The organism is Chitinophaga deserti, from assembly GCF_003149455.1.
Taxonomy (GTDB): Bacteria; Bacteroidota; Bacteroidia; order Chitinophagales; family Chitinophagaceae; genus Chitinophaga; species Chitinophaga deserti.
The window spans coordinates 52,297-75,615 of the sequence record NZ_QFFK01000012.1 but is presented as its reverse complement, the minus strand read 5'-3'; the positions used below and the strand labels follow the sequence as shown (position 1 = coordinate 75,615).

16 protein-coding genes are annotated in these 23,319 nt (G+C 51.7%); 7 read left to right on the top strand and 9 right to left on the bottom strand.

The annotated features are described in order from the left end of the window. Positions 1-4: 4 nt before the first annotated feature. Positions 5-2,362: a TonB-dependent receptor gene (locus tag DEV76_RS23065; protein ID WP_109700315.1), complete on the bottom strand. Its 2,358-nt coding sequence runs from the start codon at positions 2,360-2,362 to the stop codon at positions 5-7. A 304-nt stretch (positions 2,363-2,666) separates the two neighbouring features. Here DEV76_RS23065 and DEV76_RS23060 point away from each other — a divergent pair, with 304 nt between their 5' ends. Then, entirely contained in the window at positions 2,667-4,814 is a 2,148-nt protein-coding gene (locus DEV76_RS23060; protein WP_109700314.1) for a GH92 family glycosyl hydrolase, read from the top strand. Between the two features lie 19 nt (positions 4,815-4,833). Beyond that, positions 4,834-5,310 carry a hypothetical protein gene (locus DEV76_RS23055; RefSeq protein ID WP_157963063.1) on the top strand — a complete coding sequence of 159 codons (477 nt, stop codon included), beginning with the start codon at positions 4,834-4,836 and terminating at the stop codon, positions 5,308-5,310. A gap of 5 nt (positions 5,311-5,315) precedes the next feature. Here the strand turns inward: DEV76_RS23055 and DEV76_RS23050 are convergent, their stop codons facing one another. Continuing rightward, positions 5,316-5,789 (bottom strand): GNAT family N-acetyltransferase, encoded by a 474-nt coding sequence (locus DEV76_RS23050; RefSeq protein ID WP_109700312.1) that lies wholly within the window; start codon positions 5,787-5,789, stop codon positions 5,316-5,318. Positions 5,790-5,970: 181 nt separating this feature from the next. Between DEV76_RS23050 and DEV76_RS23045 the strand changes: the two genes are divergently transcribed. Continuing rightward, complete coding sequence (locus tag DEV76_RS23045; protein WP_109700311.1) at positions 5,971-6,408, top strand: nuclear transport factor 2 family protein; 438 nt, start codon at positions 5,971-5,973, stop codon at positions 6,406-6,408. Positions 6,409-6,447: 39 nt separating this feature from the next. Next, complete coding sequence (locus tag DEV76_RS23040; RefSeq protein WP_198652188.1) at positions 6,448-6,699, top strand: hypothetical protein; 252 nt, start codon at positions 6,448-6,450, stop codon at positions 6,697-6,699. A gap of 61 nt (positions 6,700-6,760) precedes the next feature. On the opposite strand, the gene DEV76_RS26035 is transcribed toward DEV76_RS23040, so the two are convergent. The 3 genes from DEV76_RS26035 to DEV76_RS23025 form a co-directional block, all read right to left on the bottom strand. After that, on the bottom strand, positions 6,761-10,510 hold the full coding sequence (locus DEV76_RS26035; RefSeq protein ID WP_198652186.1) for a glycosyltransferase: 3,750 nt from the start codon (positions 10,508-10,510) through the stop codon (positions 6,761-6,763). A gap of 12 nt (positions 10,511-10,522) precedes the next feature. After that, positions 10,523-11,863: a glycoside hydrolase family 2 TIM barrel-domain containing protein gene (locus DEV76_RS23030; RefSeq protein ID WP_109700310.1), complete on the bottom strand. Its 1,341-nt coding sequence runs from the start codon at positions 11,861-11,863 to the stop codon at positions 10,523-10,525. A 168-nt stretch (positions 11,864-12,031) separates the two neighbouring features. Next, positions 12,032-13,462, bottom strand: a complete 1,431-nt coding sequence (locus DEV76_RS23025) for a Gfo/Idh/MocA family oxidoreductase (RefSeq protein WP_109700309.1) — start codon at positions 13,460-13,462, stop codon at positions 12,032-12,034. Between the two features lie 132 nt (positions 13,463-13,594). On the opposite strand from DEV76_RS23025, the gene DEV76_RS23020 reads away from it, so the two are divergent. The 3 genes from DEV76_RS23020 (at position 13,595) to DEV76_RS23010 (ending at position 15,941) form a co-directional block, all read left to right on the top strand. Then, positions 13,595-14,257 (top strand): hypothetical protein, encoded by a 663-nt coding sequence (locus DEV76_RS23020; RefSeq protein WP_109700308.1) that lies wholly within the window; start codon positions 13,595-13,597, stop codon positions 14,255-14,257. A gap of 75 nt (positions 14,258-14,332) precedes the next feature. Beyond that, on the top strand, positions 14,333-15,397 hold the full coding sequence (locus tag DEV76_RS23015) for a tetratricopeptide repeat protein (protein ID WP_157963061.1): 1,065 nt from the start codon (positions 14,333-14,335) through the stop codon (positions 15,395-15,397). A 13-nt stretch (positions 15,398-15,410) separates the two neighbouring features. Further along, positions 15,411-15,941, top strand: coding sequence for a metalloprotease family protein (locus DEV76_RS23010; protein WP_109700306.1), 531 nt, complete (start codon positions 15,411-15,413; stop codon positions 15,939-15,941). Between the two features lie 4 nt (positions 15,942-15,945). Here the strand turns inward: DEV76_RS23010 and DEV76_RS23005 are convergent, their stop codons facing one another. The 4 genes from DEV76_RS23005 to DEV76_RS22990 form a co-directional block, all read right to left on the bottom strand. After that, the gene (locus DEV76_RS23005; protein ID WP_109700305.1) at positions 15,946-17,028 is read right to left on the bottom strand and encodes a family 10 glycosylhydrolase; all 1,083 of its coding nucleotides are present in this window, start codon (positions 17,026-17,028) and stop codon (positions 15,946-15,948) included. Then, positions 17,021-18,091 (bottom strand): carbohydrate-binding family 9-like protein, encoded by a 1,071-nt coding sequence (locus DEV76_RS23000; protein ID WP_157963060.1) that lies wholly within the window; start codon positions 18,089-18,091, stop codon positions 17,021-17,023. The genes DEV76_RS23005 and DEV76_RS23000 overlap by 8 nt, the downstream gene beginning before the upstream one ends. A 146-nt stretch (positions 18,092-18,237) precedes the next feature. Then, on the bottom strand, positions 18,238-19,818 hold the full coding sequence (locus DEV76_RS22995) for a RagB/SusD family nutrient uptake outer membrane protein (RefSeq protein ID WP_109700303.1): 1,581 nt from the start codon (positions 19,816-19,818) through the stop codon (positions 18,238-18,240). Between the two features lie 27 nt (positions 19,819-19,845). Then, positions 19,846-23,154, bottom strand: a complete 3,309-nt coding sequence (locus DEV76_RS22990) for a TonB-dependent receptor (protein ID WP_157963059.1) — start codon at positions 23,152-23,154, stop codon at positions 19,846-19,848. Positions 23,155-23,319 lie beyond the last annotated feature (165 nt).

The following is a 23,319-nucleotide window of genomic DNA, read 5'->3' as shown; positions in this document are numbered from 1 at the left end:
AGAATTAGTGAATGAAGTAACGCAGTTTAACGAAGAAGGAGCGGCCGGGCTTCTGCAGGCGGAAGTTATCGTAAGCACGCTGATCGGTGAAGTTCCGGCACTCGGCAGTAATGTTGTACTTGCCGTTTTGCATGGAATAAGTAAGTCCGAGGTTCTGGATATACTGGTCAGGAACGTAGTCTTTATTAACAGCAAAATCTTCCCAGGTCAGGTAAAACTGGTGAACATACTGCATATCCCAGTTCAGCTGGATGCGGGTGCCTTTACCAAGCAGGTTGTTTTTACCTAAGCTGGCGAGTGCATTCCCAAAGAGCCAGGGCTGGTTCGGGATCTTGTTGCGGTAAGAGGCTTCTTCCGTTTCATCTTTACCTGCGCCTCTTTTCGTGTTGTTGACAGCGTTCTGGTAAGTGGCGTTCACGGTGAAGTGGAAGAGGTCACGGAAATCGTATTGCAGCTCAGCTTCCGCACCGGTTACTTTCACTTTGGAAGTGTTTTCGTAACGGATCACCTGGGAGTTAGACTGGTAAGTTTTGGCGTAGATGAAATCTGCCGCATCCCTGAAAAATCCTCCGCCTTCTGCAAAGAAGCGGTGATCGCCAAGCTGTTTACCATAATAAGCGCCCAGGTTCACGTTGTTGCTGGATTCAGGTTTCAGCAATGGGTTAGCGATCTGATCGTACCCGTTACCGAACATCTCACCCACTTCCGGTATGCGGTAAGCCTTTTCATAAGATGCCTTCACACCAAAGTCGGGCAGGATCTTAAACCGGGAAGCCACGCCATAGCCGTAATAGCTTTTGGAATCGTTGCCGGAAACATACTCCCCGTTAGACTGGAGAATTTCATCCTGCCGGAGTTGCATACCGTAGAACTTACCGAAGAAGGTGTTGGTCCACCGGGCATTTAGCAGGTTCTGCTGGTAACCGAGGCCAAGGATGTGCTTCCCGATCTTACCGGGGTTATCATCCCTGTCGGAAACCAGGGCGTTATAGGTTTTATTCGACATCTCGTCGAACGTATAGTTCAGGTTGAAGGAGTGCTGCGCGTTCAGCGTATAGCTGAAGTTGGCGCGGGCGTAATTGCGCGGGCGAATAACATTGGTCAGCACTTTGATCTGGCCCATTTCCGCCTGGTTCAGCGGTACACGGGAGCCATCCCAGAAGTAGCGGTAGCCTGTGGTATCGGTTACCACGTATTTGTCGCGGGTATGGGATGCGAACACGTTCAGATCTAACCCGTCAACAAAGATGTTGTTCTTTTTATAACGCAGGGTAGCATTGAAGGCTTCGCCGTTCTGAAGGGCGGCGCCATATACCCTGTCCTGGTTGGAGCCGGTCTGTATCTCGCGGTCGGTATTGGAGAAGCCTGCGCCTACGAAGAACACATCTGCCCATTTCTTATTGGCCACGCCAATTTCGCCCTGTACCATGGTAGAGCGGTATTGATCATGGAAACGGCGTACGTCTTTCAGTTCATACTCCCCCTTATCCTCATTGTACAGTTCCATGGCCTTCATCTTATAATCGTTGTCGGAATAGTTGAGGAAAGCGCTTACACGGCCTACGATACCTGATTTACCTGTTACCTGTCCGGTAACCGCGGCACGGTGGGTATTGAAAGAGCCGAAGCTGTAGCTGGCGTCGAGGTAGTTTTTGATGTTTTGGTTGGTAACGAGGTTTACGGCGCCGCCCAGTGCATCTGCACCTAGGGAAACCGGGAGTACCCCTTTATAGATCTCCACTCTTTCCGCGAGGTTCACGGGAATGTTGTTCAGCGTCATGGAGCTGCCCATTACTTCCATGGGGATGCCATCAATGAAGTAGCGGATGGCTTTGCCGGAAAGGCCATTGATGGAAAAATGGAAATCGGACCCTACACCGCCGGACTCCCGTACTTTCACACCGGTGGTCCGGTTAAGGATGGTATTGATATCGGAGGAAGAGTTGGCGAAGCGGCGGGTATCGATGGCATTAACGGCGAAGCCGCTTTCTTTCAGCTGGCGGCTTTGCCCTTTCGCGGTTACCGTAACCCCTTCGCGGGTCTGGGTTTCTTCGTTGAGTACAATCTCTACCGTAAGGTCGGTGCTGCCGAGTTCAACTGCCTGCTCGTGGCGGTAGAAGCCGAGCATAGACACCACGAGGGTGTATTTTCCCGCTTTGATGCCTCCAATGCGGAAACGGCCGTCTTTCTTAGTATAAGCGCCGGTGTTAGTGCCCTGTATGGTTACAGCGGCATCGGTAAGGGGCTGCCCTGCTGCAGAGCGGACCTGCCCCGTAATGGCGGAGGTAGATTGCCCCAATACAGCTGAGGTAATACAGCAAAATACGATCGGGATAATAAGTAGTCTAATGTGCTTGAACATTGATGGTGGTTCTTTATTCGACGGGCAAAGGTCGGGCAGAATGGTAAGCCGGGTTTATCAATTAAGGAAATACATTGATCCAATCGGGAAAACTGCAGTTTTAAACATGGCCGATTGCACAGATGTTTGTAATTAAGCGACATTCGTGGTACTATCCGGAAATATGATGGTGAATTTGTCGTATATCCGTGCATTCACGAAATCAAACATCTCCTTACCGCTGGTACATATTTCTTAAAATTTCCGCATTGCGTAACTATATTGACCTCGTTTACCAGATTACTGAATCGATTTAGCAAACGTTATGAAAAGGAACAGACTTGTCGTTTGCCTCATGGCGATATTATCCCTGCAGGCTTCCAAAAGTTTCGGACAGTCCAATGGCTTTACCCGGTACGTAAACACTTTCCTCGGCACCGAGCCGCTGAACGACTCTGCCGTTGTAGGGTACAGGCTTCCGGAAGGCTGGCGCTCCTGGGCAGGACTCACCTTCCCCGGCAGCTCGCTCCCCAATGCCATGGTGCAGCTTAGTCCCATGACGGAATATGGCTCCGGCGCGGGGTATGAATACGAAGATTCCGTCATCCTTTCGTTTACCCACACCAACAAAGGGCACTGGAACCTCTGCAATATTCCCGTACTGCCCGTTTCAGGAAGCGCCCCGGCCACAGGGTCCCGCTTTTCCCATCAACGCGAATCCGCCGAACCGGGGTATTACCAGGTATACCTCAGCGATTATAATATCGATGTTAAGCTTACATCCACCCTCCGCTGTGGCTTCCATCAATACTTCTTCCGGCAGCCCTTCAACCGCCGCATCCTGTTCGATCTGGCAAAGTCCAATAACCGGGTGGGCGACTGGAAAATCGCACAGTCAGGCGATAACATCCTCCATGGCTACCAGCAAACCGGCGAACGGATTTACTTTTACGCAATACTCAACACCACCATCGAGCGACTGGAAAAGACTGAAGAAGGCAAACGCTCCGGCAACGCCATTGCCTGGCTGAAAGATGGCAACGGACTCGTGGAAATGAAGATCGGTCTTTCATTCGTGAGCGTGGAAAATGCAAAAGCCAACCTGGAGAAGGAAATCGGCAATAAATCCTTCACGGCCATACGTACCGCCGCCAAAGCGGAGTGGGAGCAGCTGCTTTCCAAAGTGGAAGTGAAAGGTGGCACTGATAAGCAACGGATGCTTTTCTACTCCAGCCTGTACCGCTCATTCCTTTGGCCAGCACTCCGAAGTGATGTGAACGGCGATTTCACAGATGCCACCCGCAAAAAGGATAACCATGGTTTCCGCTATTATACCGAGCCCTCCCTGTGGGACACGTACCGGAATAAAGATGTGCTCCTCTCCCTCCTGTCCCCTGATGTGGCGCTGGATGTAATTAAGTCTATGAAAGACGTAGGAGATAAAAAGGGCTTCATCCCCACCTTCTTCCACGGCGATCATGGTGCTTCCACCATTGCAGGGGCTTACCTCCGTGGTATAGACGGGTTTGATGTGAAAGGGACGTATGAGATACTCCTGAAAAATGCCAATGTGGAAGGCGGCGCACGCCCGCATATCAAATCATATATCGAAAAAGGATGGATACCCGACCCGCATGTAGACAAGCCCCATGTGGAAACAAAAGCCAATGCCGGTGTATCCAAAACGCTGGAATACGCCTACGACGATTACTCACTGGCTCAGCTGGCCCGTGCGCTTGGCGATTCTGCCAATTACCGAACCCTTATGCAGCGCTCCCGTAATTACCGGAACATGTTTGACCCCTCTACCCGCTTTATGCGTGGGCGGCTGGAAAACGGTGACTGGATCACGCCCTTCAATCCGCAATACCCTTACTACGAATACATGTACCGCGAAGCCAATGCATGGCAGGTTTCGTTCTACGCTCCGCACGATATGCAGGGCCTGATTGAACTCTATGGTGGGCCTGCAGGCTTCGAATCCAAGCTGGATTCATTATTTACACTCCCCTGGAACCCGAAGCATATTGCCCGCAACGTGGAATCCATGATCGGTCAATACTGCCACGGCAACCAGCCCGACCATGAAGCGCCTTTCGCTTATTACTTCATCAACAAACCGGAGAAGTCGCAGCGCATTATTGACACGATACTGAACCACTATTATGGCATCGGGGAAGAAGGCCTTGCGCTTTGCGGGATGGATGATGCGGGAGAAATGTCTGCCTGGTACGTGTTCTGTGCAGCGGGGTTATACACTTTCTCCGCTACCGATCCGGAGTACCTGGTAACCGTTCCCCTGTTCGATGAAGTACGCTGGAAAGCAGCCAACGGCAAATGGCTAACTATCCGCAGGAAAGGTAACAGCCGGGATCTGAAAAGCATCCGTGTAAATGGAAAGCCGCAGCAGGGATGGTTTGTGCCACATGCATTGTTTAAGAATGGCGGGGAGGTTTTGGTGGAAACGAAATAAATATTACCTTCAAAAAAATATGATATTCAAATACAACGTGTGCTTATTGGGCGATAATCTACTCCCTAAAAACATCATCCCAAAAGTCCAGGGTAATTTTATTCTTGAAGATTACCATCATCCCGATGATGACATAATGGATTACTTCAAGCCGGAAATCAATACCGGAAAAAAGTACGAATATGGTAGCATGACGTTCATGCATCCCCTGAAAGCTACTAACGACGACTGTTTATCGGAATATGAAGTGGCTATTGTCGATTTCGTAGAAAAAAATCACACTTTGTTCCGGGAAAATGATGTTGAGAGAATTAGCATCTTCATTGAAATATTTCACGAAGCAGGCGGGCAATGTAATTTTAGAATTTTTGATTGGCTGCTGCTGAAACGGCTTACAGCCTGCAACGTTCATTTTCCCGTAAGCGTATATGCCATTGAAATGGATCGTTTTCTCGAATGGGAAAAGGAGGTACAACTTATTTGGGAGCAACACTAAGCTTTTCACAACTCCGCTTCCATATAGATCGCGCCTTCATCAGGGTTATACCTGTAAGGCGCGATTTTCTTGAACCCATGTGCTTCATAGAGTTTGATAGCTGAAGTCATGGCAGGCAGGGTATCAAGTTTCATATTTGAGTAGCCCAGCTCTTTAGCTGCTTGGAGTGCTGCCAGCAACAGCGATTCTCCCAGTTTAAGACGGCGGTAATCCGGCAATACGAACATTCTCTTCAGCTCCGATTGCCCTTCCGCAAACTTTCTCACACCCACACAGCCAATTACATCCTGCCCTTTGCAGGCCAGTATGAGTGCTCCTTCCGGGGGACCGTATTGCTTTGCAATGTTCACCAGCTCTTCTTCAAACCCCTGAAAGCAAAGATCAAAATCAAGGGAAGCTGCATAAGCCCTGAATATTACGCGGCCCGCTTCATATTGTTCCGGAGATACCGCGGTTTGTAAAGTGATACCGTTTTCCATATCCTGTATTTTCTACCCTTTCGTAGTCTTTCCAAAACTAGGTATTTTAGTTGCTTTTGGCAAGTATTTTCACAATACCACCTAAGTCGTTGTTTATCAATTATAAATAACAAAACTACCGCAGGTATAATACAGGGATTTTCCGTAAATTCAGGGTATAATCCCCAACAATTCCACCCTTATGCAACATCCTATCCTATTAACAGCATGTTTCCTCACCCTGTGCCTGTTTTCTGCCCAAGCGCAGGACGCAGACCAGAATGCACTGAGAAATCACAATGCCGACTGGATCCAGGCCTATCCTGAAAAAGACACCTCGGTAATTGCCCGCATCGCGGCCGATGATATGGTAATGATTTCTGCCACCGGCACCCGTATGAGTAAAAAGGATCTGATCCGCAATGTGGCAAAGCCGGTTAATCCCATCACTTCCGCTACGATCGATAATGTAGACATCCGTGTCAGGGGAAACATCGGTATCGTTACGGCAGAAGTGGAATTCACCATCATGGTGAACGGGAAGGAAACGATCGTTAAAAACAACTATATGGACGTGTATGAGAAGCGCGATGGCCGGTGGATAGCTATCGCGGCACACGTTACCCGGCTAAGCAAATAGCGAATAAATTCACCCCACACCCCGAATAACTACTCTTTTATGCACACCAAAACCATGTCCGGCATGCAGCCCTACATCAACCTCAGCGGCATTTCCGCCGTGCAGGCATTTGAGATCGGAGACCGGTATATCGATATCCGCTTTAAAGACGGAACGGTTTATCATTACAGCTATGTGATACCCGGCCGCGCCAGCGTTGAAGACATGAAACGCCTCGCATTGGTGGGCCTCGGCCTCAACACATACATTAATCAGCATGTACGCCGGAAATACGCAACACGGTTGAGTTGAAATACTTTTCAGCTCAAGACACCCTTCTGTAATTCAGGCTGATTTTTTATTCCCCGCTGCATTACAGCGGTGTATTCAACGTAGCTGCCGCCACAGACACATCTCTTCCCTTTACAGCGGTAACATGCAGCCGGTAGGCAGCAGGGTTAAAAGGAATCTCCACTTTCATGACGGTTCCCTTTCCCAAAAGATCCCTGCGTATGGGTTTACCTTTCCTGTCGAGGCGGATAAGGCTCCATTCAAACTCCAGGTCACCCCCTCCGGCATAATGCCATTCATTATTCTCCCGGATAAGTGCCCGGTATTCCAATGTTGAATTCTCCCGCACGGTTACGGCAGGGCGAAGTATACTGACGGCAGGAACCGGCTCCCGCAGGGGAATCTTTTTCCATACATGCAGTAACCGGTGCCAGCCCGGCTTATGACGGCCCTCATGATCGAGGATTCCATTGAAGCTGATACGGTTCGTTGCTTCCTCATCCTGCCAGGAAGCCATGAACACCCCTCTTTTATCAGGACCGGCATTGGCATACAATTCAACACTTACCCCGCTGATGAAACAGGGAACGGGCACTTCCTTCAACTGCACCAACCCTTCACCTCCCGGGGGCAATACCACCCCAAAGGCCGCCACCTGCGGTATTTCATCGTGCAGGTATTGCAGTAATCCCGAAATGTCGGCAACACCATCCACATCCACCGTTACCGGCCTTTCCGGATCTGCCTCCCGGATCTCTTTTACCAATTGGCGTAACCACGCCGTATATGCTTTCTGCTGATATAAATAAGCCGGCTTCACAAAGCGGTATTGCAGCAACTTGTATCCCGTATTGGCAATACTCCACGCACGGATCTCCGGATTCCCTTTCAGAGCTTTCACCTGGTCTATAATTTCCGCAGTGCGCTTCTTCAATACTGCCGCATCTGCCACTGCATCTGCCACAGTTGGGAGCCAGAAGCCATAATGCAGGCCCAATCCGGTCTCCTTTGCGGCTGCCAGTACATTCCGGTCGTAAGCACCGGGCCCGTACCGCCTTACGGTATTTACACCCACCGCTTTCATTTCCCGAAAATCCTCCACCACTTCGCGCCTTGTAAGTGTATGCAGGTTCCGGAACCAGTTACCGCCTTTCTGGTAATGCATGCCTTTCAGGGTATCCGTCCAGCGGGGCTGCTGCGTTACCGCCGGCTCCGGATGGATGTACCGCAATTGCTTAACCGGTTCCTTTGCGGAACTACCTCCGCCTGCAGTTACTTTAAAAAAAGTGCCGGCATCCGCCATCCGCCAGTCGATGGTTTGCACATTCCCACCTGCCGGTACATTCTTATCGAATCCTGAATGGAAGAGAACAAATGCCTGAATTTCCCGGTAACCTGTAATGCTCTTTGCCGCCCCTTCCATCCATTCCCTTTGCTTCCCCGTACGCACCGATCCGCCTTCTGCAACCATTACTGGCAACCCCGAACGGAAGATGGGTTTACGGCGGAATGGTTCATATAATTCCGTGAACGAATATGCCTTTGCCTGTGTGCCGATGGTATCGTAACTCAGCATCGTTACCCCCAGCCAGTCTACATACTGCCTCCCCGGAAAATAAGCCTCTATTGCTGCGGGCTTCCAGGGGTTCCAGACCCATACGGCATTATAAGCACGCTCCCGCCGGAAAACATCATGCACATGGCTCCAGGCGGCTTTGCTTTCCTCCGGTGTATTCCCTCCCGCAGGCGACCAGGGATATGCAGGATTATCCGCCTCATGCGCGAAACGGATAAACACCGGCCGGTTCAGCGCTCTTACCTGCCGCGCTATTTTCTGAACATAAGCATCAAACCTCCCATTGGCAATATGTGCCATCACTTTCCGCTCTTCCCGCAATTCCGGATCTGCATCAGAGAATGCAAACCCCGATGCCCAGGGCTCCCAGGTGATCATAGGCACGGAGCCGTTGCGGAAAATATCCTCCGCCAGTTGCTGCGGTACTTCGGATGCCGGTGCATCGCCCCATGGAATGTAAAGCGATACAATATCCGCATGCACGGCAAACCGCTGCTGAAACTGCTGCCAGCCCTCTTTGCCAGTAATACCGCCCGCACTATCCGGATTAAAAATGCCGGTATAAAAGATATTGGCCCGCGACTGCTCCTGCTCACCAGACCGCGCTGCAAGCTGCGAGCTGCCAAATAAATAAAGCGTGGAGATCCCCATCATCAGCATCATCGGGAATGCGAACTGCCGCAAGCCGGCATAGATGCCGTGCCTGAAATTCCAGAAATGTTGCTTCAGCAGCCTGTAATAGACAAAACTGTTCCGCAGCACACGGAACTCCGTACGCAGCTCCTGCACATCTTTCTGTCTGCTGATGGCGATGTTGAACATCATCACAGTGAAGTTGAGCCCTGCGATGCCCGCCATAATCCAGGTGTAGGGGTTCCAGTCTATATACAATCCATACACGATAGCCGCCAGGGTACATGCTGCTACAAGTATATTGGGCAGGTTGAGGGCCCAGTTGTCTTTTTCCTGATCATCTTTCGGCGTGGGTATATAAGGCACTTTTTTCCGGATGATGGTATAGACAAGCCCCACGATATGCACCCACCACGTACCGATCAGGAGGAAGCCTCCCAGCACATGGTTGCCCTGCTCTCCCCTTCCCATTACCCAACGCTGTACAAAGTGCCGCACAGCCAGTACGCTGCACAGGAAAGGAAGCCCTGCCAGTGCAAACAGCAGCAGGTCCATCTTAAAGGGAATGATCCCCAGCGAAAGCGATAGTACCGGTACGAGGAAATTCAGCAGGAAAATAACGCCCGAGAAATAATGCAGGGGTATAGTTCCGTAATGGAAACGCTGTGCCCACGTAAATTGCCGGAACAACTTCGGATAGGTCACGAATAATAATTCAAAACTCCCGCGTGCCCATTTTAATTGCTGCTTGTAGTAGGCCGATAAAGTAGAAGGCACTCTCCCTTCCGTAAGCACCACAGGCAGGTAGGCCGATTTCCAGCCTTTTGCATGGAGCTGCATAGCGGTATGCATATCTTCCGCCAGGCCGGCAGCATGCCCGCCAATGGAATCCAGTGCGCTACGGCGGAAGGTGCAGTTAGCCCCGATCGCAAGCACCGTTCCGTACCGGTTCATCGTCATCATCATGGGGCCATAGAAATGAAATGTTTGCTGCGCAGCGGCTTTAGCGATGAGACTGTCGCCCAGGTTGTAGTACGCCTGCACTATCTGCACATACCCGATCCGGGAATCGTTGAAGAATGGAACAATGGGATTGAGCAGGTCAGGTGCGGGTATATGATCGGGATCGAGTATCACGCAAAGGTCGCCGGTAGCATATTGCAGCGCATTATTGATGTTGCCCGCCTTGGCATCGCGGCGATGGTTGCGGGTTACATGACGCACGCCAAGCCGTTTGCACACTTCTTTCAGATAAGGATCATCGGCTTCATCACACAGCCATGAAGTATGCGGATAGGTAACAGCCTGCATGGCTTCCAGCGTTTCCACAATCATTTCATAAGGTTCTCCCGGACAGAATGTGGTGAGTATATCAACGGTGAATTGTTTATCACCGGGCAGCGGTTTGGGAACGGAGATGAAAAGATAATGATACCATTCGTGCAGGATGCGCAGGCAGGCGAATATGGTGGCACTCACAAAGAGCCAGTATAACAACGGATGCCCGATATGCGAAGGGCGCAGCAGGCAGATGAGGAAGCAGCCCAAACAAAGCGTGCCGATGATAATCATCAGCCGCAGCGAGAGCATTTCGCTCCGGGTGGGTTGGGGGGCTTGTTTCAATTCAGGCATACTTTATTCTACTACATAAAACGGCGTGTTGGCAGTAGCTGCACGCCCTTCCCGGTCTGTCACCTCTACAAAAATGCGGTAAGGCCCTCCGCGCCGGGGTGCGTGGAAAGCCAGTGCCAGCCCGTCTTCCGCATGCACCAGTGTATCGAGCAGGCTAACGGGCCGCTTATCACGGCCGGGGCCATGGTACCAGTCTTCCCGCACCACCTTCCATTGCAGCGAGGTAATCTGTGCCGTGTTCAACGAATCCAGCAGCAGGGTGGCGGTATGCCGGCTGCCGGGTGACAGTAAAATATTATCACGGGCGCCTTTACCGCTCAGCAGCATGTATTTCACTTTAGGCCACTGCGTACCGGGCATGGGTTTGCCCCATACTTCGTGCAGTGCCTGTACCGCTTCTGTTGGCCTCCCTTCCTCTGTAAACAGGCTGAACCAGGTACCGGTAGCTTCCTGCTTGCTGCCCCAGTAAAAGGCAAGGGCCCCCAGGCAGCGGGGGCTTTTAAGGGGAAGATCGTTGGCATACATATTCCGAAGGTGTTCCGCTTTCTTACTACTTGTATTCTCTACCGGTGCCTGCCAGGTGGTAATGCCCGATTCCCAGGGCCCGTATGCTCCCCATTCCGCAATGAGAAACGGGCCGTTCCACAAGCGGGAAAACCGTTCCAGGTTGTTACCCAGCTCATGCAGCTTCCCGAAGGAATTGAATGCAATCAGATCGAGGCCGGGTACTTTCTGCCGTATCATCCAGATCTGCGCAATATTGTAATTGGGAATGGTAGTGGTAACAGGATGATCGGGGTCGAGGGTGTGCAGCATGGCGAGCAAACGGTTGTAAGTACTATAAAACGCACTGTGGCCCGGCCGCCATGTCATTACGGGTTCATTACCCAGGCACCACATGAGCAGGGCCGGGTGATCTTTATACCGCTGCACTGCGCTGCGCAGGTTCTCAAAGAGGGTATCCGTTTTTGCACGGTTGCGGTAGAAGAATTGTTCATAAGCACTGGAAGGCAAAGGCAGTCCCACAATAACGGCAATCCCGTTGCGGTGTGCTTCATCCAGGAATGCACCCAGCTGCAGGGTATCGTAAGTACGGGCCGTATTGCCTCCGGCTTCGCGGAGCGCACTAAGGCTCCCCCTGCCGGCAGCTCCCTGTATAAAGAATGGTTGTCCGTTGCGGTACAGTGTATACTTCCCTCCTTCGTGACGGATGTGTACTTTGCCACGGTTACGCAATGGAGATGCCAGCGGGCCGCTTCCGTTCAATAACGGAAAAGCCCAGGCTATTACTATTATAAGCGCCGCCCCTGCACCGGTCCATTGCAAAATTCTTCGCAGCTGCATATTATCGATCCGGCATTTATTACCGGACCGAAAGTTACCGACAGGCGGGGCTTCAAAAGTTTACTTATTCAAGTAGTGTGGCGGGGATACTGCGAACGGCCCGTTACTCGTTTGAATATGGGGCCTTAAAAAGAAAGAGACGGCCCGTGGACCGTCTCTCTGCAGGTGCTACACCTTGTAGTATTGTTCCCATCCCTTGCGCGGGGGAGGCCCCACGAGCAGTTGATTGGCATTTTTGTCGTTGGTAATAATTTTCTTCTCGCGGTCGAATTCAAGCTTACGGCCTGTCCATTGGGCAAGCACACCAAGGCAGAACACCTGGCTGAGCGGGCCTGCGATCTCGAAAGGAGAACGCGCTTTCTCTTCACCTTTACAGGCCAGGAGGAAGTTAGCATAGTGGTTGGAAGGACTCTTAGGTACTTCAGGCAGTTTACCGGCCATTTCCTTCGCTTTTTCTTCCGGGATGATAGACAGCGTGCTGCCATGCGAACCTCCTTTGAAAGTGAGGTCCTTACCGTAAATGATCTTACCCGGGTTCAGCTTCGCGGGCTTGATGGCACCGGTGCTGGGAGGCGGGATGTTAGGATCGAGGCCCGATACGCCGTAACCCGGAGGGATGGGAGGCAGATTGTCCACACCATCGTACCACATCACTTCCACCGCCGGCATTTGCTTGCGCGCAGGGAATTTGAATGACAGGGTGGTAGACATGGGGTAGAAGAAATCATTATGCCCGTCGAGCTTAACAGGATTTACTTCATAAGGCAGGCCCAGGTCCAGGAACTGGTGTGCGGTATCGAGGATATGCGCTCCCCAGTCGCCCAGTGCGCCCATTCCGAAATCGAACCAGCAACGCCATTGGCCATTAACGAAGTCTTTGTTGTAAGTATGTCCTTTGGTCTGCATCTGCCAAACGTCCCAGTCGAGGGTTGAAGGAACGGGCTCTCCCGCAGGGAAAGATTTAATCTTGGTATCCCACCCGTGCCAGCGGCGGGGTGAGTTCATATGAGCGGTGATCTTTGTAACGTCTTTGATAATACCCGCATCCGTCCATGATTTGAACTGGAAGTAGTTGGCTTCGGAGTGGCCCTGGTTGCCCATCTGGGTCACCACCTTAGGGTTCTTACGAGCGGCTTTCATCATCAGCTCCACTTCCTGGAAAGTGCGTGCCATGGGCTTTTCCACATATACGTGGATGCCCAGGCCGATGGCCATCATGGTGATGGGGAAATGCGCAAAGTCGGGTACGCCAACAGAAACGGCATCTATCTGTTTGCCCATTTTGTCAAACATCTTCCTGAAATCCTGGAAGCGGGGCACGTCAGGGAACATTTTCATTATACCTTCTGTGTGGGGAGCTCCCATATCCACATCGCAGAGGGCTACGATATTGGCAAGACCGGTTTTGTGCAGTTCGCGGATGATTTCTGCGCCGCGGTTACCGATTCCGATCACGGCGAGATTCACTTTTTCATTCGCTCCGATCTTACGGGGCTGTGCCGCGCCGCGGGCCATGAGAATTCCGGGCGTTGCAAGAGCAGCAGAGGCCAGCATGGCCTGTTGGAGGAACCTCCTCCGGGAATATTCGTTGTTTATCATACCAAATTACATTCGATTGCAAAAACAAGATACAGAAATAAAATCCAGTATTCGCACAGTTTTTGCAGACAGGAAGAAAATTTTAACCCGGGTACCCGGAAGGGTGCCTTTCAAACAGGTAAATCGAGTATCATGAAAGCCATATCCACTTTATTGCATTTCCTTAGCCAGCATCCGGCCTGGTCGTTTTTAATTATCGTTGTTCTTTTCTTTGGTATTGCCCTGCTTACAAAACGGCTGTATTGGTTAATACCGGGTTTCATCCTGGCGCTGGCCAATATATTCACGGCTCCTTTCCTCAATGCCTGGTTCCTGCAGGCTTGGGGCACACCGGGTACCGCCGTCATTATACAGGCAACGCAAACCAATTCCACTTTCAATGACCAGTACATCTTCGATTATACCGTGATCGCCAAAGGAGCCAACGGTAAAGACGTAAAAACGGGCTTTTCGAGCATGTCTGCAGCTATCTGGCCCATCCGCAACGAGGTGCTCCTCCCTCCTGCCGGACAAACCTTCGTCACCCGTTACATCCCCGGCAATGAGGAAAACATTGTTATCATGGCCGAAGAATCGCTGTACGGGAAAATGCAGGAGATTGCCAGTAACAGAACGGTGGTAGATGTGGCGCGCAACCAGCTGGCGGCCAGTCCCGGTAACGAAGCCTTCCGGGAAGAATACCGCCAGGCGCTGAAGGTTTTTCTCTCAACACCATCCAACCAGCTCGACTCTGTAAGCATCCGCCAGTTCCGCGACGCACTCTCTCAACTGGAATCGGCCCAGCCTGTCCCCTAACACGAAATCGCCATGTCCGCAGGCGATTTTTACCCTAATTTGCGCCCCAATCCCTTTACCTGTAAACCATCGCTGATGGAAGAATATACCTATACCCCCGAAGCCCCGGCTTTAACATCCGCTGCCTGCGCCAACTGTGATAATCCGCAGGTGGAGCACGGCTATGCAACACCCTTATGTACCGAATGCCGGGAGGCACTCATCAAATATCCCATACCACGCTGGCTCTGGCTCTTTGCAGCCGGGATCGCGCTGTTACTGGTATATAACATCGTGAAGCTCCCCCGATTCCTGAATGCCGCCCGCCACCTCACGCTGGCCGAACAGGGCGTGCACGACCGTAATTATCATACCGCCTATAAGGAGGCCGGTCTGGTTTTGCAGGATTTCCCGGATCATATAGAAGCACATTCCTATCGACTCATTGCCGCGGCCTATAACATCGATCAGGATGATTTTGCAAAAGAAGCCATCTATCTGCTCGACAAACCCGTAACTGATGAGAACCTGTTCGCAAAGGTCAATACCGCTGTGGACTACCTTTCTTCAATTGCCTCTACCGATTCGCTCTTACTGCAGAAATTACCGCTTACCACAACCCTTCCGCTGAAAGAGCAGATCCGGTTCTTTGATTCTGTAGCGGTAAACGACGGGTCGGTTGCCAATATCTCCTATTGCGGTGTGTACATCGCCGGCAGCCTCATGGATGCGGAAGAGCTGCCGCAGGCCCGCCGTATACTGGAAAAGTCGCTGGATGCTTCTCCCGGCCACTACGCTGCCACCATGAGCTACATCAGCACCCTCCGGCAAATGGGCGATCTGGAAAAAGCGAATAAGATGTGTGATGAGATACTGGAGCGCAATCATGAAGATGCCTACGCCATGTCAGCAAAAGCGCGGGTGGAAATGCGCCTGAAACATATGGATATTGCGGAAGAGCTGGCGCTGGAAGCCATTAGGCTCGATCCCATGTCCGACCATGCCCTGGCATCTCAGGCCCTCATCCTTCATACCAAAGGGAAGAAAGCCGAGAGCCGTCAGCTGCTGTCTGCCGTTTCGCAAATGGGTACCCTCAACGGCGATTCCTCCACTGCCGTTCACCTCCGCAAAGTGCTGGATGGTGTTATCGTTTACCGTTAAAACTTATAGAAAGATGTTTATTCCCGGTCTTGTTATATCTCTCCTTACCTTCCCCGGTGTTATCGTTCACGAACTGGCCCACCAGCTATATTGCCGCTGGCTGAAAGTGCCTGTTTTTAAAGTGGTGTATTTCCAGGTGGGTAACCCCGCCGGCTACGTGGTACATGAAAAACCTAAGTCTATCGTTCACACCGCACTGATTTCCTGCGGCCCTTTCATGATCAATACCCTGCTGGGATTCTTCATTGCACTGCCTTCGGCGATATTACTCCGGCTTGGCGGCGATATCGGATTCATCAACTACCTCATGCTGTACCTCGGCATCTCCATCGCCATGCACGCATTCCCCAGCACTGCTGATGGCGAAGTACTGTGGAATGCCGTAAAGGAGCAAAACAAACCATGGTTTGTAAAAGCCCTGGTGGCTCCCATCGTAGGTTTTATTTACCTCGGCGCATTGGGTTCCATGTTCTGGCTGGATCTGGCATATGGCTTCGCCATTGCTATAGGCCTGCCATGGGTGTTCCTGGCCTGGGGAGTATAATCACTCACCCGGCCGTTTCGCGGAGTATTTTCAATAGCGCAGGGTTCACTGATCCGAAGATGGATACACCTGCCGCCCCGTTCTGCACAGCCAGCTGAATGGCTTTGCGGATATCTTCATTGTTCCCGTTAAAGTCGGGCAGGTACAACCCTGCATACAGCGGGAACTTCCCATTAAGGGCATTCACCCCTTCCGCCACGGCATCCCCGATCCACTGCACACCTTCACGGTAAAAGCCATGGTAGATCATGGGGCACACAGCATCCAGCGGCCAGTTCACCCAATCCTGCCGTACAATACGCTTGGCGATCTCCGGTGTGGGGAACACTGCTGCCGTAATGGGCTTCTTCTTCGCATGGGCTACTTCAGAAAGGTTACGGACAATGTTGGTGATACTGTCGTACCGGAACTTACGCCACGAAGGACTCTGATCGGGATGCTCCATCTCCAGCGGGTCTTTCCCGTATTTGGCGGCGTATTTATCACGGCAGTTCTTACAATAGCAGAAATCATATTCCGGCAATTCCTTCGACTGGTCTATTTTGTAATTCGACCAGAGGTTAACCGGCAGTATCACATCCACGAAGCGCACATAATCCAGGTGCAGTCCGTCGATATAATCCTTTGCCACCTGCTCTTCCGCTTTCGATTTCAGGTATTGTAATGTACCCGGGTGATTGGGGCAGAGGAAACGATAGTAGCCTACATATGGCGGTTTATCTGCACAGGATTCCCCTTTCCGGTTTACGGAAAAGTATTCAGGATGTTTTTCACGCAGTTCTTTTTCGTTGCGGTTCATGGTCCAGAACCAGCGGTGCGCCTCCATACCGGCGGCCTTGGCGGCGCGGAAGTGGCGTTCACTGTCTTCTTCGAAATAAATCACCCCGATCCCGGCTGCACGGTATTCCGCATAACGCTGCTTCAGTTCTGCATCGGTATCCTTCTCGCCGGGGTTGATCCAGATGCGGTGGCGCACCGGGCCTGCAGGGGCTTTACCTTCCTTCCGTTCTCCGGCAATGGATATAGCGGGCGCTGCCAGTGCAAGGCTTCCCAGCCCGAGGGATTTCAGAAAATGACGTTTATTCATATCGGGTGATTTTTCCTTCGTGATCAATTACAATAGTACGGCGGCCCTGTTTAATAGCAGCGCCAAACAACCGCTTTGTGGCTTCCATCTCCACATCCCATTTCCCTTTCTCCAGCTGCAGCTCACTCAGCTCTGTCGCATACTTGCCAGACTTCCTGCGATGCTGCTGCTGGCGGTAATATATTTCCCATAAAAACTTTTCCGCTTCCGCCCATTCAGGTTCCCTGTATGCCACAGCTTTACCTGCAGGCTCCGTCGTGAATTGCAGCATGCCCCATCTTTCCGGAGCATGCATATCTACGATGCCCTGCGGAGACCATACCCAGTTATATTCCGGTGTGCCTTTGCGTTTGCGGTACTGGTTCCCTTCCACATCGTGCTGCCACTGTACCCGGGAGAAGTTCACCCGCCAGGTATCCCCTTCCCGGGGCCGGGAGCGGGTATGGTAAGCCGCCAGTGCATGAAAGGGTATGGCCATCTCTACCGTCCAAGAAGTATCGGTATCGCGTGGGTTATTCAATGTTCCTTTGATATGCACTGCCGTACGCAGGCCCTGCACATCCCAGTTGAGCATGGCCCTGCCACCGGCGCGGTAGGCACGTGGCATGAAAAGGTCCATGACGGTATTGAGGGTATTCACTTCAATCTCAAAATATTCGTGGGCATTGCCATCGGGGTCAATGAACATTTCGAAATCATTATCGGCATAAATGATGGTATCGCGCTGGCGGAGGGTACCCCACACATGCGGTTCTTCCATTTCGGCGAACACATACAGATGGGTATCATCCCAAAGCATTTTTGCACGGGTACGATAGAAAGGTGCGGGCTTCGCAGCCCCTTCGATATCAGCAAAGTCGCTTGTCCAGGCGGCATCCTTCCACACGGCCTCCCCATCCCTCCCATCTATCACCATGGGGGCGGTGGTTCTCTGGCAAACATAGTGGCGCGGTGTTTCCCGAAACACGCGCGTTTTTTCAGGGGAAGACTGAGCAGTCGAATACACGGGCGCCACCACAAGGGCGCCGGCCAGCAGCACAATGAGATTCCGGAAACTATACATGATGCTTAAATATAGCAATTGCAGCCTGATGTGTGCTACCCCGGCTGACATACGGCTGATTTCATATACCGGCGGCATAAAAAAAAGCCCCGGCATTACGCCGGGGCTTTGTAACCTGATAATAAAGAGTAGCAACTAACGGGTTATCAATAATTCGGATTCTGGTCCAGGTTTTTATTTACGTCGATTTCTTTCTGCGGAATAGGCCATACATAGTTCTTGCTGGCGTCAAACACACGGTTTTCCACTTCCACATTCGGACCGGTGAGGGTGAGCTTACCGGTGGCAGGATCTACCGTGCCGGTACGCATACCGTACAGTTTACCATTGCTTACCTGTGGGCCAATTTCCCAACGCTTCACATCATACCAGCGGAGGCCTTCCAGTGCCAGCTCCACCCTTCTTTCGCGGCGTACCAGTTCACGCATCTTCACCTGTCCTGCATATACCCCACGGTCTACCACAGGCATTTTTGCACGCTTACGTACGAGGTCGATGGCATCATATACTGTTCCGTCGATCGTTCCTTTCTCAATCATGGCTTCTGCATAAGTGAGCAGCACTTCGGAATAGCGGATAATGATGGCATTCAGGCCGGTGTTCCAGATATTGGCGTAGTCTTCAAAATTAGAAGTCCATTTCTTGTACAGGTAACCGGTTTTGGAATTGTTATCGCCGAGGTAGTAATCGTCGGAATCGGGGTCCATGGGATCGTAGATTCTTCCGCCATAACGCTGTCCGGGAGTCACGATGCTGAGTTGCAGGCGCGGGTCCCTGTTGGTGTACGGGTCATTCGGATTGTATCCGGATGTTGGATCGGTAATGGGTTTACCGTTGGCCATTTCGTAGGCATCAACCAGCGATTGTGAAGGAACGATGGAACCCCATCCGCCATAACCGTTGGAAGGCATGATGCCCAGTACGGTATTGGCAACAATGTTTTCCATGTACTGCACATCGAGGATCACTTCCTTATTATTCTCATTTTTGATTCGGAATACATCGGAATAGCTGGGATCCAGCTCGTAACCCAGCTGCATTACGGCACGGGAGTCTGTGATGGCATCGTCCCACTTCTTCATGTAGAGGTTGAGGCGGGCGCGGAGCGCCAGGGCAGCACCACGGGTGATACGGCCAATGTCCTTACCGGTGTACGATACATCCAGCTGGGGAGCAATGGCCGCCAGCTCATCGAGGATGAACTGACGGACTTCGCCGATGGGGGTTTGTTTGATTGTGTTGGCTTCCTGCATGGTAACTGTTTTTGTTACCAGTGGCACGTTGCCGTAGAGCTGTGTCAGCGTAAAATATTGATAGGCGCGGAGGAAACGGGCTTCCGCTTTCATGCGGTTCTTCTTCGCTTCTTCCATCTGCGCTTTATCTGCGTTTTCCAGGAAAGAGTTACACTTCTGAATAGTGGTGTAGCTCCAGCGGTTGGCTGCATCTACATCGGAGGCGGTGATGGAACCATTGCCATAGCTGGTGTAACCTTCCCAGGGCCATTGGTTGTAACCGTTATCCGTAGCGCAATCCAGGTAAATGATATTATAAACATCTTCCCAGCCTTTGTAGCAGCCGTTCAGGGCTGCCGTGAGGTCGGCTTCGTTTTTCCAGATATTATCGTTGTTATATGCATCCAGCGGCTCCCGGTCCAGGAAATCCTTGTTACAGGCCGTGAAGAAGCTGCCTGCCGCGATCGCTGTCAATATGATTAAGTTCCTTTTCATGTTCAGTTTTTTTAAGTGATACCAACCTTAGAATGTTACGTTCAGACCAACAGTGTTGATTTTAACCTGGGGATAGTAGTAGATGGAGCTGGTGCTGGGAGCTTCAGGATCAATCCACTTGTAAAGCCCGGTGAACGTGAGGAGATTCTGGCCGCTGTAGAACAGGCGTGCGCGTTTAATACCTACGCGGTCCAGCCACGACTGCGGGAAGGTATAACCCACCTGCAGGTTCTTCAGGCGCAGGTAAGATGCGTCATCCACCCAGAAAGAAGAAGGCATGCTGGCCTGATCGTTCTGCTTCCATCCGAAGAGTGCGCGGGGCAGAGATGCTCCGGGGTTCTGCGGCGTCCAGCTGTCGAGCATAGCCGATGTAGGCTTACCGGTAGAAGTGCTGATGTTACCGATCTTACCCTGGTCGATGTAGGTTTTAACACCGGCTGCACCCTGTACAAACAAAGTGAGGTCGATGTTTTTCCAGGAACCATTCAGCGTAAGGCCGTAAGTCATCTTCGGATAGTAGTTGCCGATATAGGTTTTGTCTTTGGTATCAATCACACCATCGCCGTTGAGATCTTTGTATTTGATATCGCCGGGTGCGGTATTGGCATTTTGTTTGGCATGTGCTGCCACTTCTTCCTTAGTCTGGAACAGCCCTTCTGCGATATAACCCCACAGTGCGTTGATGGGCAAACCTTCCTGACGGATGGTGTAACCGCTGGGACCGGGAGAAATAAACTTCTCGATCTTGTTCTTAATGAAAGAAGCATTCGCTGCCACGCTGTAAGTGAAGTCGCCTTTGGAATCATTGAAGCCAGCGGTAAATTCCCAGCCTTTGTTGGAAACGATACCTGCGTTCTGCGTAGGAGGTTTAAGTCCATACACTGCGCCAACGGGTACTTCAATGAGGATGTCGCGGGTCTTTTTATTGAACCAGTCTGCCGTAAAGGTCACCTTACCACCGAGGAAAGATGCATCCAGGCCAAAGTTGGTTTCTGCCGTAGTTTCCCAGAGGATGTCGGCATTATAACCGTTTACCATAGAGAGGCCGGGGGAAACAATCGGGCTCAGGCCGCCGAAGGTATAATCCTGGTTGGTATAATACATGGGCAGGTAACGGTAGTAAGGAGATGAAGGATAATCCGCATCGTCGCTCATCGTCTGGTTACCCAGCTCACCCCACGAAGCACGCAGCTTGAGGGAGCTTACAACGTCTTTCAGCGGTACGAAGAAGTTCTCGCGGTCTACGTTCCAGCCTGCGGAGAAAGAGGGGAAGGTACCCCAACGGTTATCCGGACGGAAGCGGCTTGAACCATCGCGGCGGATGTTTGCTTCAAACAGGTACTTACCATCATAGTCGTAGTTGATACGGCCGAAGAAGGATTGCAGTGCACCTTCATAAGCGTACCCTTTAGCAGTTTGCCCGTCGGAAGATCCGAGGTTCACCTGGTCGAGTACATTGTTGAGCAGGTTCTTACGGAACCCTTCGTTCCAGGTGTATTTGGTATACTCCTGGTAATACCCTGCAAGGGCTTTCAGGTTATGCTTGCCGAAAGAAGTACCGTATTCCAGGAGGTCCTGGTGCGTAACCACCATATTGGTCGTTTGTCCGTCGGTAACATTGATAGGTCCCTGGTACATGCTCTTGGAACCATCGCTGTTATAATACTGGATATCGGAGATGAAGGCTTTCGTTTGACCGAAGCGCTGTGTAATAGCCAGAGACGGGCGGAAGTGAAGGCCTTTCACGATTTCCAGATCGGCAGCTACGTTACCGAACAGGTCGGAATAATCCTCATTACGCTGGCTGGGCGATTCCAGCCATGCAGCGGGGCTGCCGTCGCCGATGTAACCGTAATGACCGTTGGCCTGTTTGTAAGGTACCATCGGGGAAATACGGTTGAACTGGCGCACGATCTGTGTAAAGGCCGGCACATCGGGGTAGCTGGATTGGGGCTCCTTCATGCGGCTCAGGGTATAAGCGAGGTTACCGCTCAGGGTAAGGCGCTGGTTGATCTGCTGCTGGATGTTGAAGCGGGTAGTATAGCGTTTGGAATTGGTCTTTTCCATGAGGCCGTCCTGATCGAACATACCGAGGGAGAAAGCGTACTGGCTCTTATCGGAACCGCCGCTAACGCCGAGGTAATAGTTCTGCTGAAGGCCACTGCCATTGTAAGCAAGGTCCAGCCAGTCGGTATTAGGGTATTTGTAAGGATCGGAGCCGTCGCGGAACTTCTGAATTTCTTCAGGAGTATAACGGGGAGCGCCGCCTTCATTCACACGGGCCTGGTTATACAGGGTGGCTGCATCCCAGGAGGGCAGGAAGTCGGGCAGTGCGGTAGCGCTTTGCTTACCCATGTAAGCGTTGAATACCACCTGGGGTACGCCTTTCTTACCTTTCTTGGTGGTAATGAGGATTACACCGTTAGCGGCGCGGGAACCATAAATGGATGCGGAGGCCGCGTCTTTCAGTACGGAAATGGTCTCGATATCGTCGGGGTTCACATTGTTCATGGATGAAATCACACCATCTACCACCACCATGGCATTGGCATTGTTCATGGTACCGATACCACGTACGCGGATGGTGCCGCCATCTTTACCGGGCTGGCCGCTGGAAGCAGCGGTTACCGCCACACCAGCCATAGTACCCTGGAGGGCATTGGCCACGCTGGTCACAGGGCGGTCGGCCAGTTGCTTGGAGCCTACGGTGGCTACGGAACCGGTAAGGTTTACTTTCTTCTGCGTACCATAGCCTACCACTACTACGGCTTCGAGGTCAGATTGTTTCACCTTCAGTACTACGTTCATATTCTCAGTTGCCGGCAGCTCTGCAGTTTCGAAACCCATGAGGGAGAACAGGAGTATCGCGCCGGCATCGGCATCCAGCTGGAAGTTACCTTCACCATCGGTGAGGGTACCACGCTGGGTGCCTTTGATCTGTACAGTGGCGGCAGGAAGGGGCTGGCCCGTTGCGTCCGTCACTTTACCTTTAACTTTCATGAGCGGCTTTGCCGCGGGAAGCTCGGAACGGGGAGCGATGGTAATCTTTTCTTTAATAATCACCATATCGTCCATCAGCGTAAATACCAGGGGCTGATTGCGGAAGCAGGCTTCCAGCACTTCGCGGATAGGTGTGTTTTTCACCGAAAGTGTAACCGGCGCAGCCTTCTCCAGCTGTTTGGCCGTATACACGAAAGAATACCCGGTCTGACGCTTGATTTCCCGGAACACCTTTTCCAGGGGAGCGTTTTTCTCGGATATGGTCACCTGCTGGCTAACGCTTTTGGCGCTAACGCACATACAGGCAGACAATAAGAGTAGAGCGGTGATTTTCATGATCCGCATTTTTTTGTTAAAACCCTCCGTCAGGAAGGCACAAAGGAGCTTTAAATGCATAGATTTGCATAGTTTGAGTGAATCAATAAACTTTCTATCAGAGTGGACTGTTTAACGGCACCCGAACTTTTCGGCGCCCTGCGGACCAGGCAGGGCGTTTTCTAT

Coding starts and splice junctions, on each gene's coding strand:
- DEV76_RS23020 (WP_109700308.1), top strand. CDS start 13,595: ATGAAAGCCATATCCACTTTATTGCATTTCCTTAGCCAGCATCCGGCC.
- DEV76_RS23065 (WP_109700315.1), bottom strand. CDS start 2,362: ATGTTCAAGCACATTAGACTACTTATTATCCCGATCGTATTTTGCTGT.
- DEV76_RS23025 (WP_109700309.1), bottom strand. CDS start 13,462: ATGATAAACAACGAATATTCCCGGAGGAGGTTCCTCCAACAGGCCATG.
- DEV76_RS23000 (WP_157963060.1), bottom strand. CDS start 18,091: ATGTATAGTTTCCGGAATCTCATTGTGCTGCTGGCCGGCGCCCTTGTG.
- DEV76_RS23040 (WP_198652188.1), top strand. CDS start 6,448: ATGCACACCAAAACCATGTCCGGCATGCAGCCCTACATCAACCTCAGC.
- DEV76_RS23045 (WP_109700311.1), top strand. CDS start 5,971: ATGCAACATCCTATCCTATTAACAGCATGTTTCCTCACCCTGTGCCTG.
- DEV76_RS23015 (WP_157963061.1), top strand. CDS start 14,333: ATGGAAGAATATACCTATACCCCCGAAGCCCCGGCTTTAACATCCGCT.
- DEV76_RS23050 (WP_109700312.1), bottom strand. CDS start 5,789: ATGGAAAACGGTATCACTTTACAAACCGCGGTATCTCCGGAACAATAT.
- DEV76_RS22995 (WP_109700303.1), bottom strand. CDS start 19,818: ATGAAAAGGAACTTAATCATATTGACAGCGATCGCGGCAGGCAGCTTC.
- DEV76_RS23010 (WP_109700306.1), top strand. CDS start 15,411: ATGTTTATTCCCGGTCTTGTTATATCTCTCCTTACCTTCCCCGGTGTT.
- DEV76_RS22990 (WP_157963059.1), bottom strand. CDS start 23,154: ATGAAAATCACCGCTCTACTCTTATTGTCTGCCTGTATGTGCGTTAGC.
- DEV76_RS23060 (WP_109700314.1), top strand. CDS start 2,667: ATGAAAAGGAACAGACTTGTCGTTTGCCTCATGGCGATATTATCCCTG.
- DEV76_RS23030 (WP_109700310.1), bottom strand. CDS start 11,863: ATGCAGCTGCGAAGAATTTTGCAATGGACCGGTGCAGGGGCGGCGCTT.
- DEV76_RS23055 (WP_157963063.1), top strand. CDS start 4,834: ATGATATTCAAATACAACGTGTGCTTATTGGGCGATAATCTACTCCCT.
- DEV76_RS23005 (WP_109700305.1), bottom strand. CDS start 17,028: ATGAATAAACGTCATTTTCTGAAATCCCTCGGGCTGGGAAGCCTTGCA.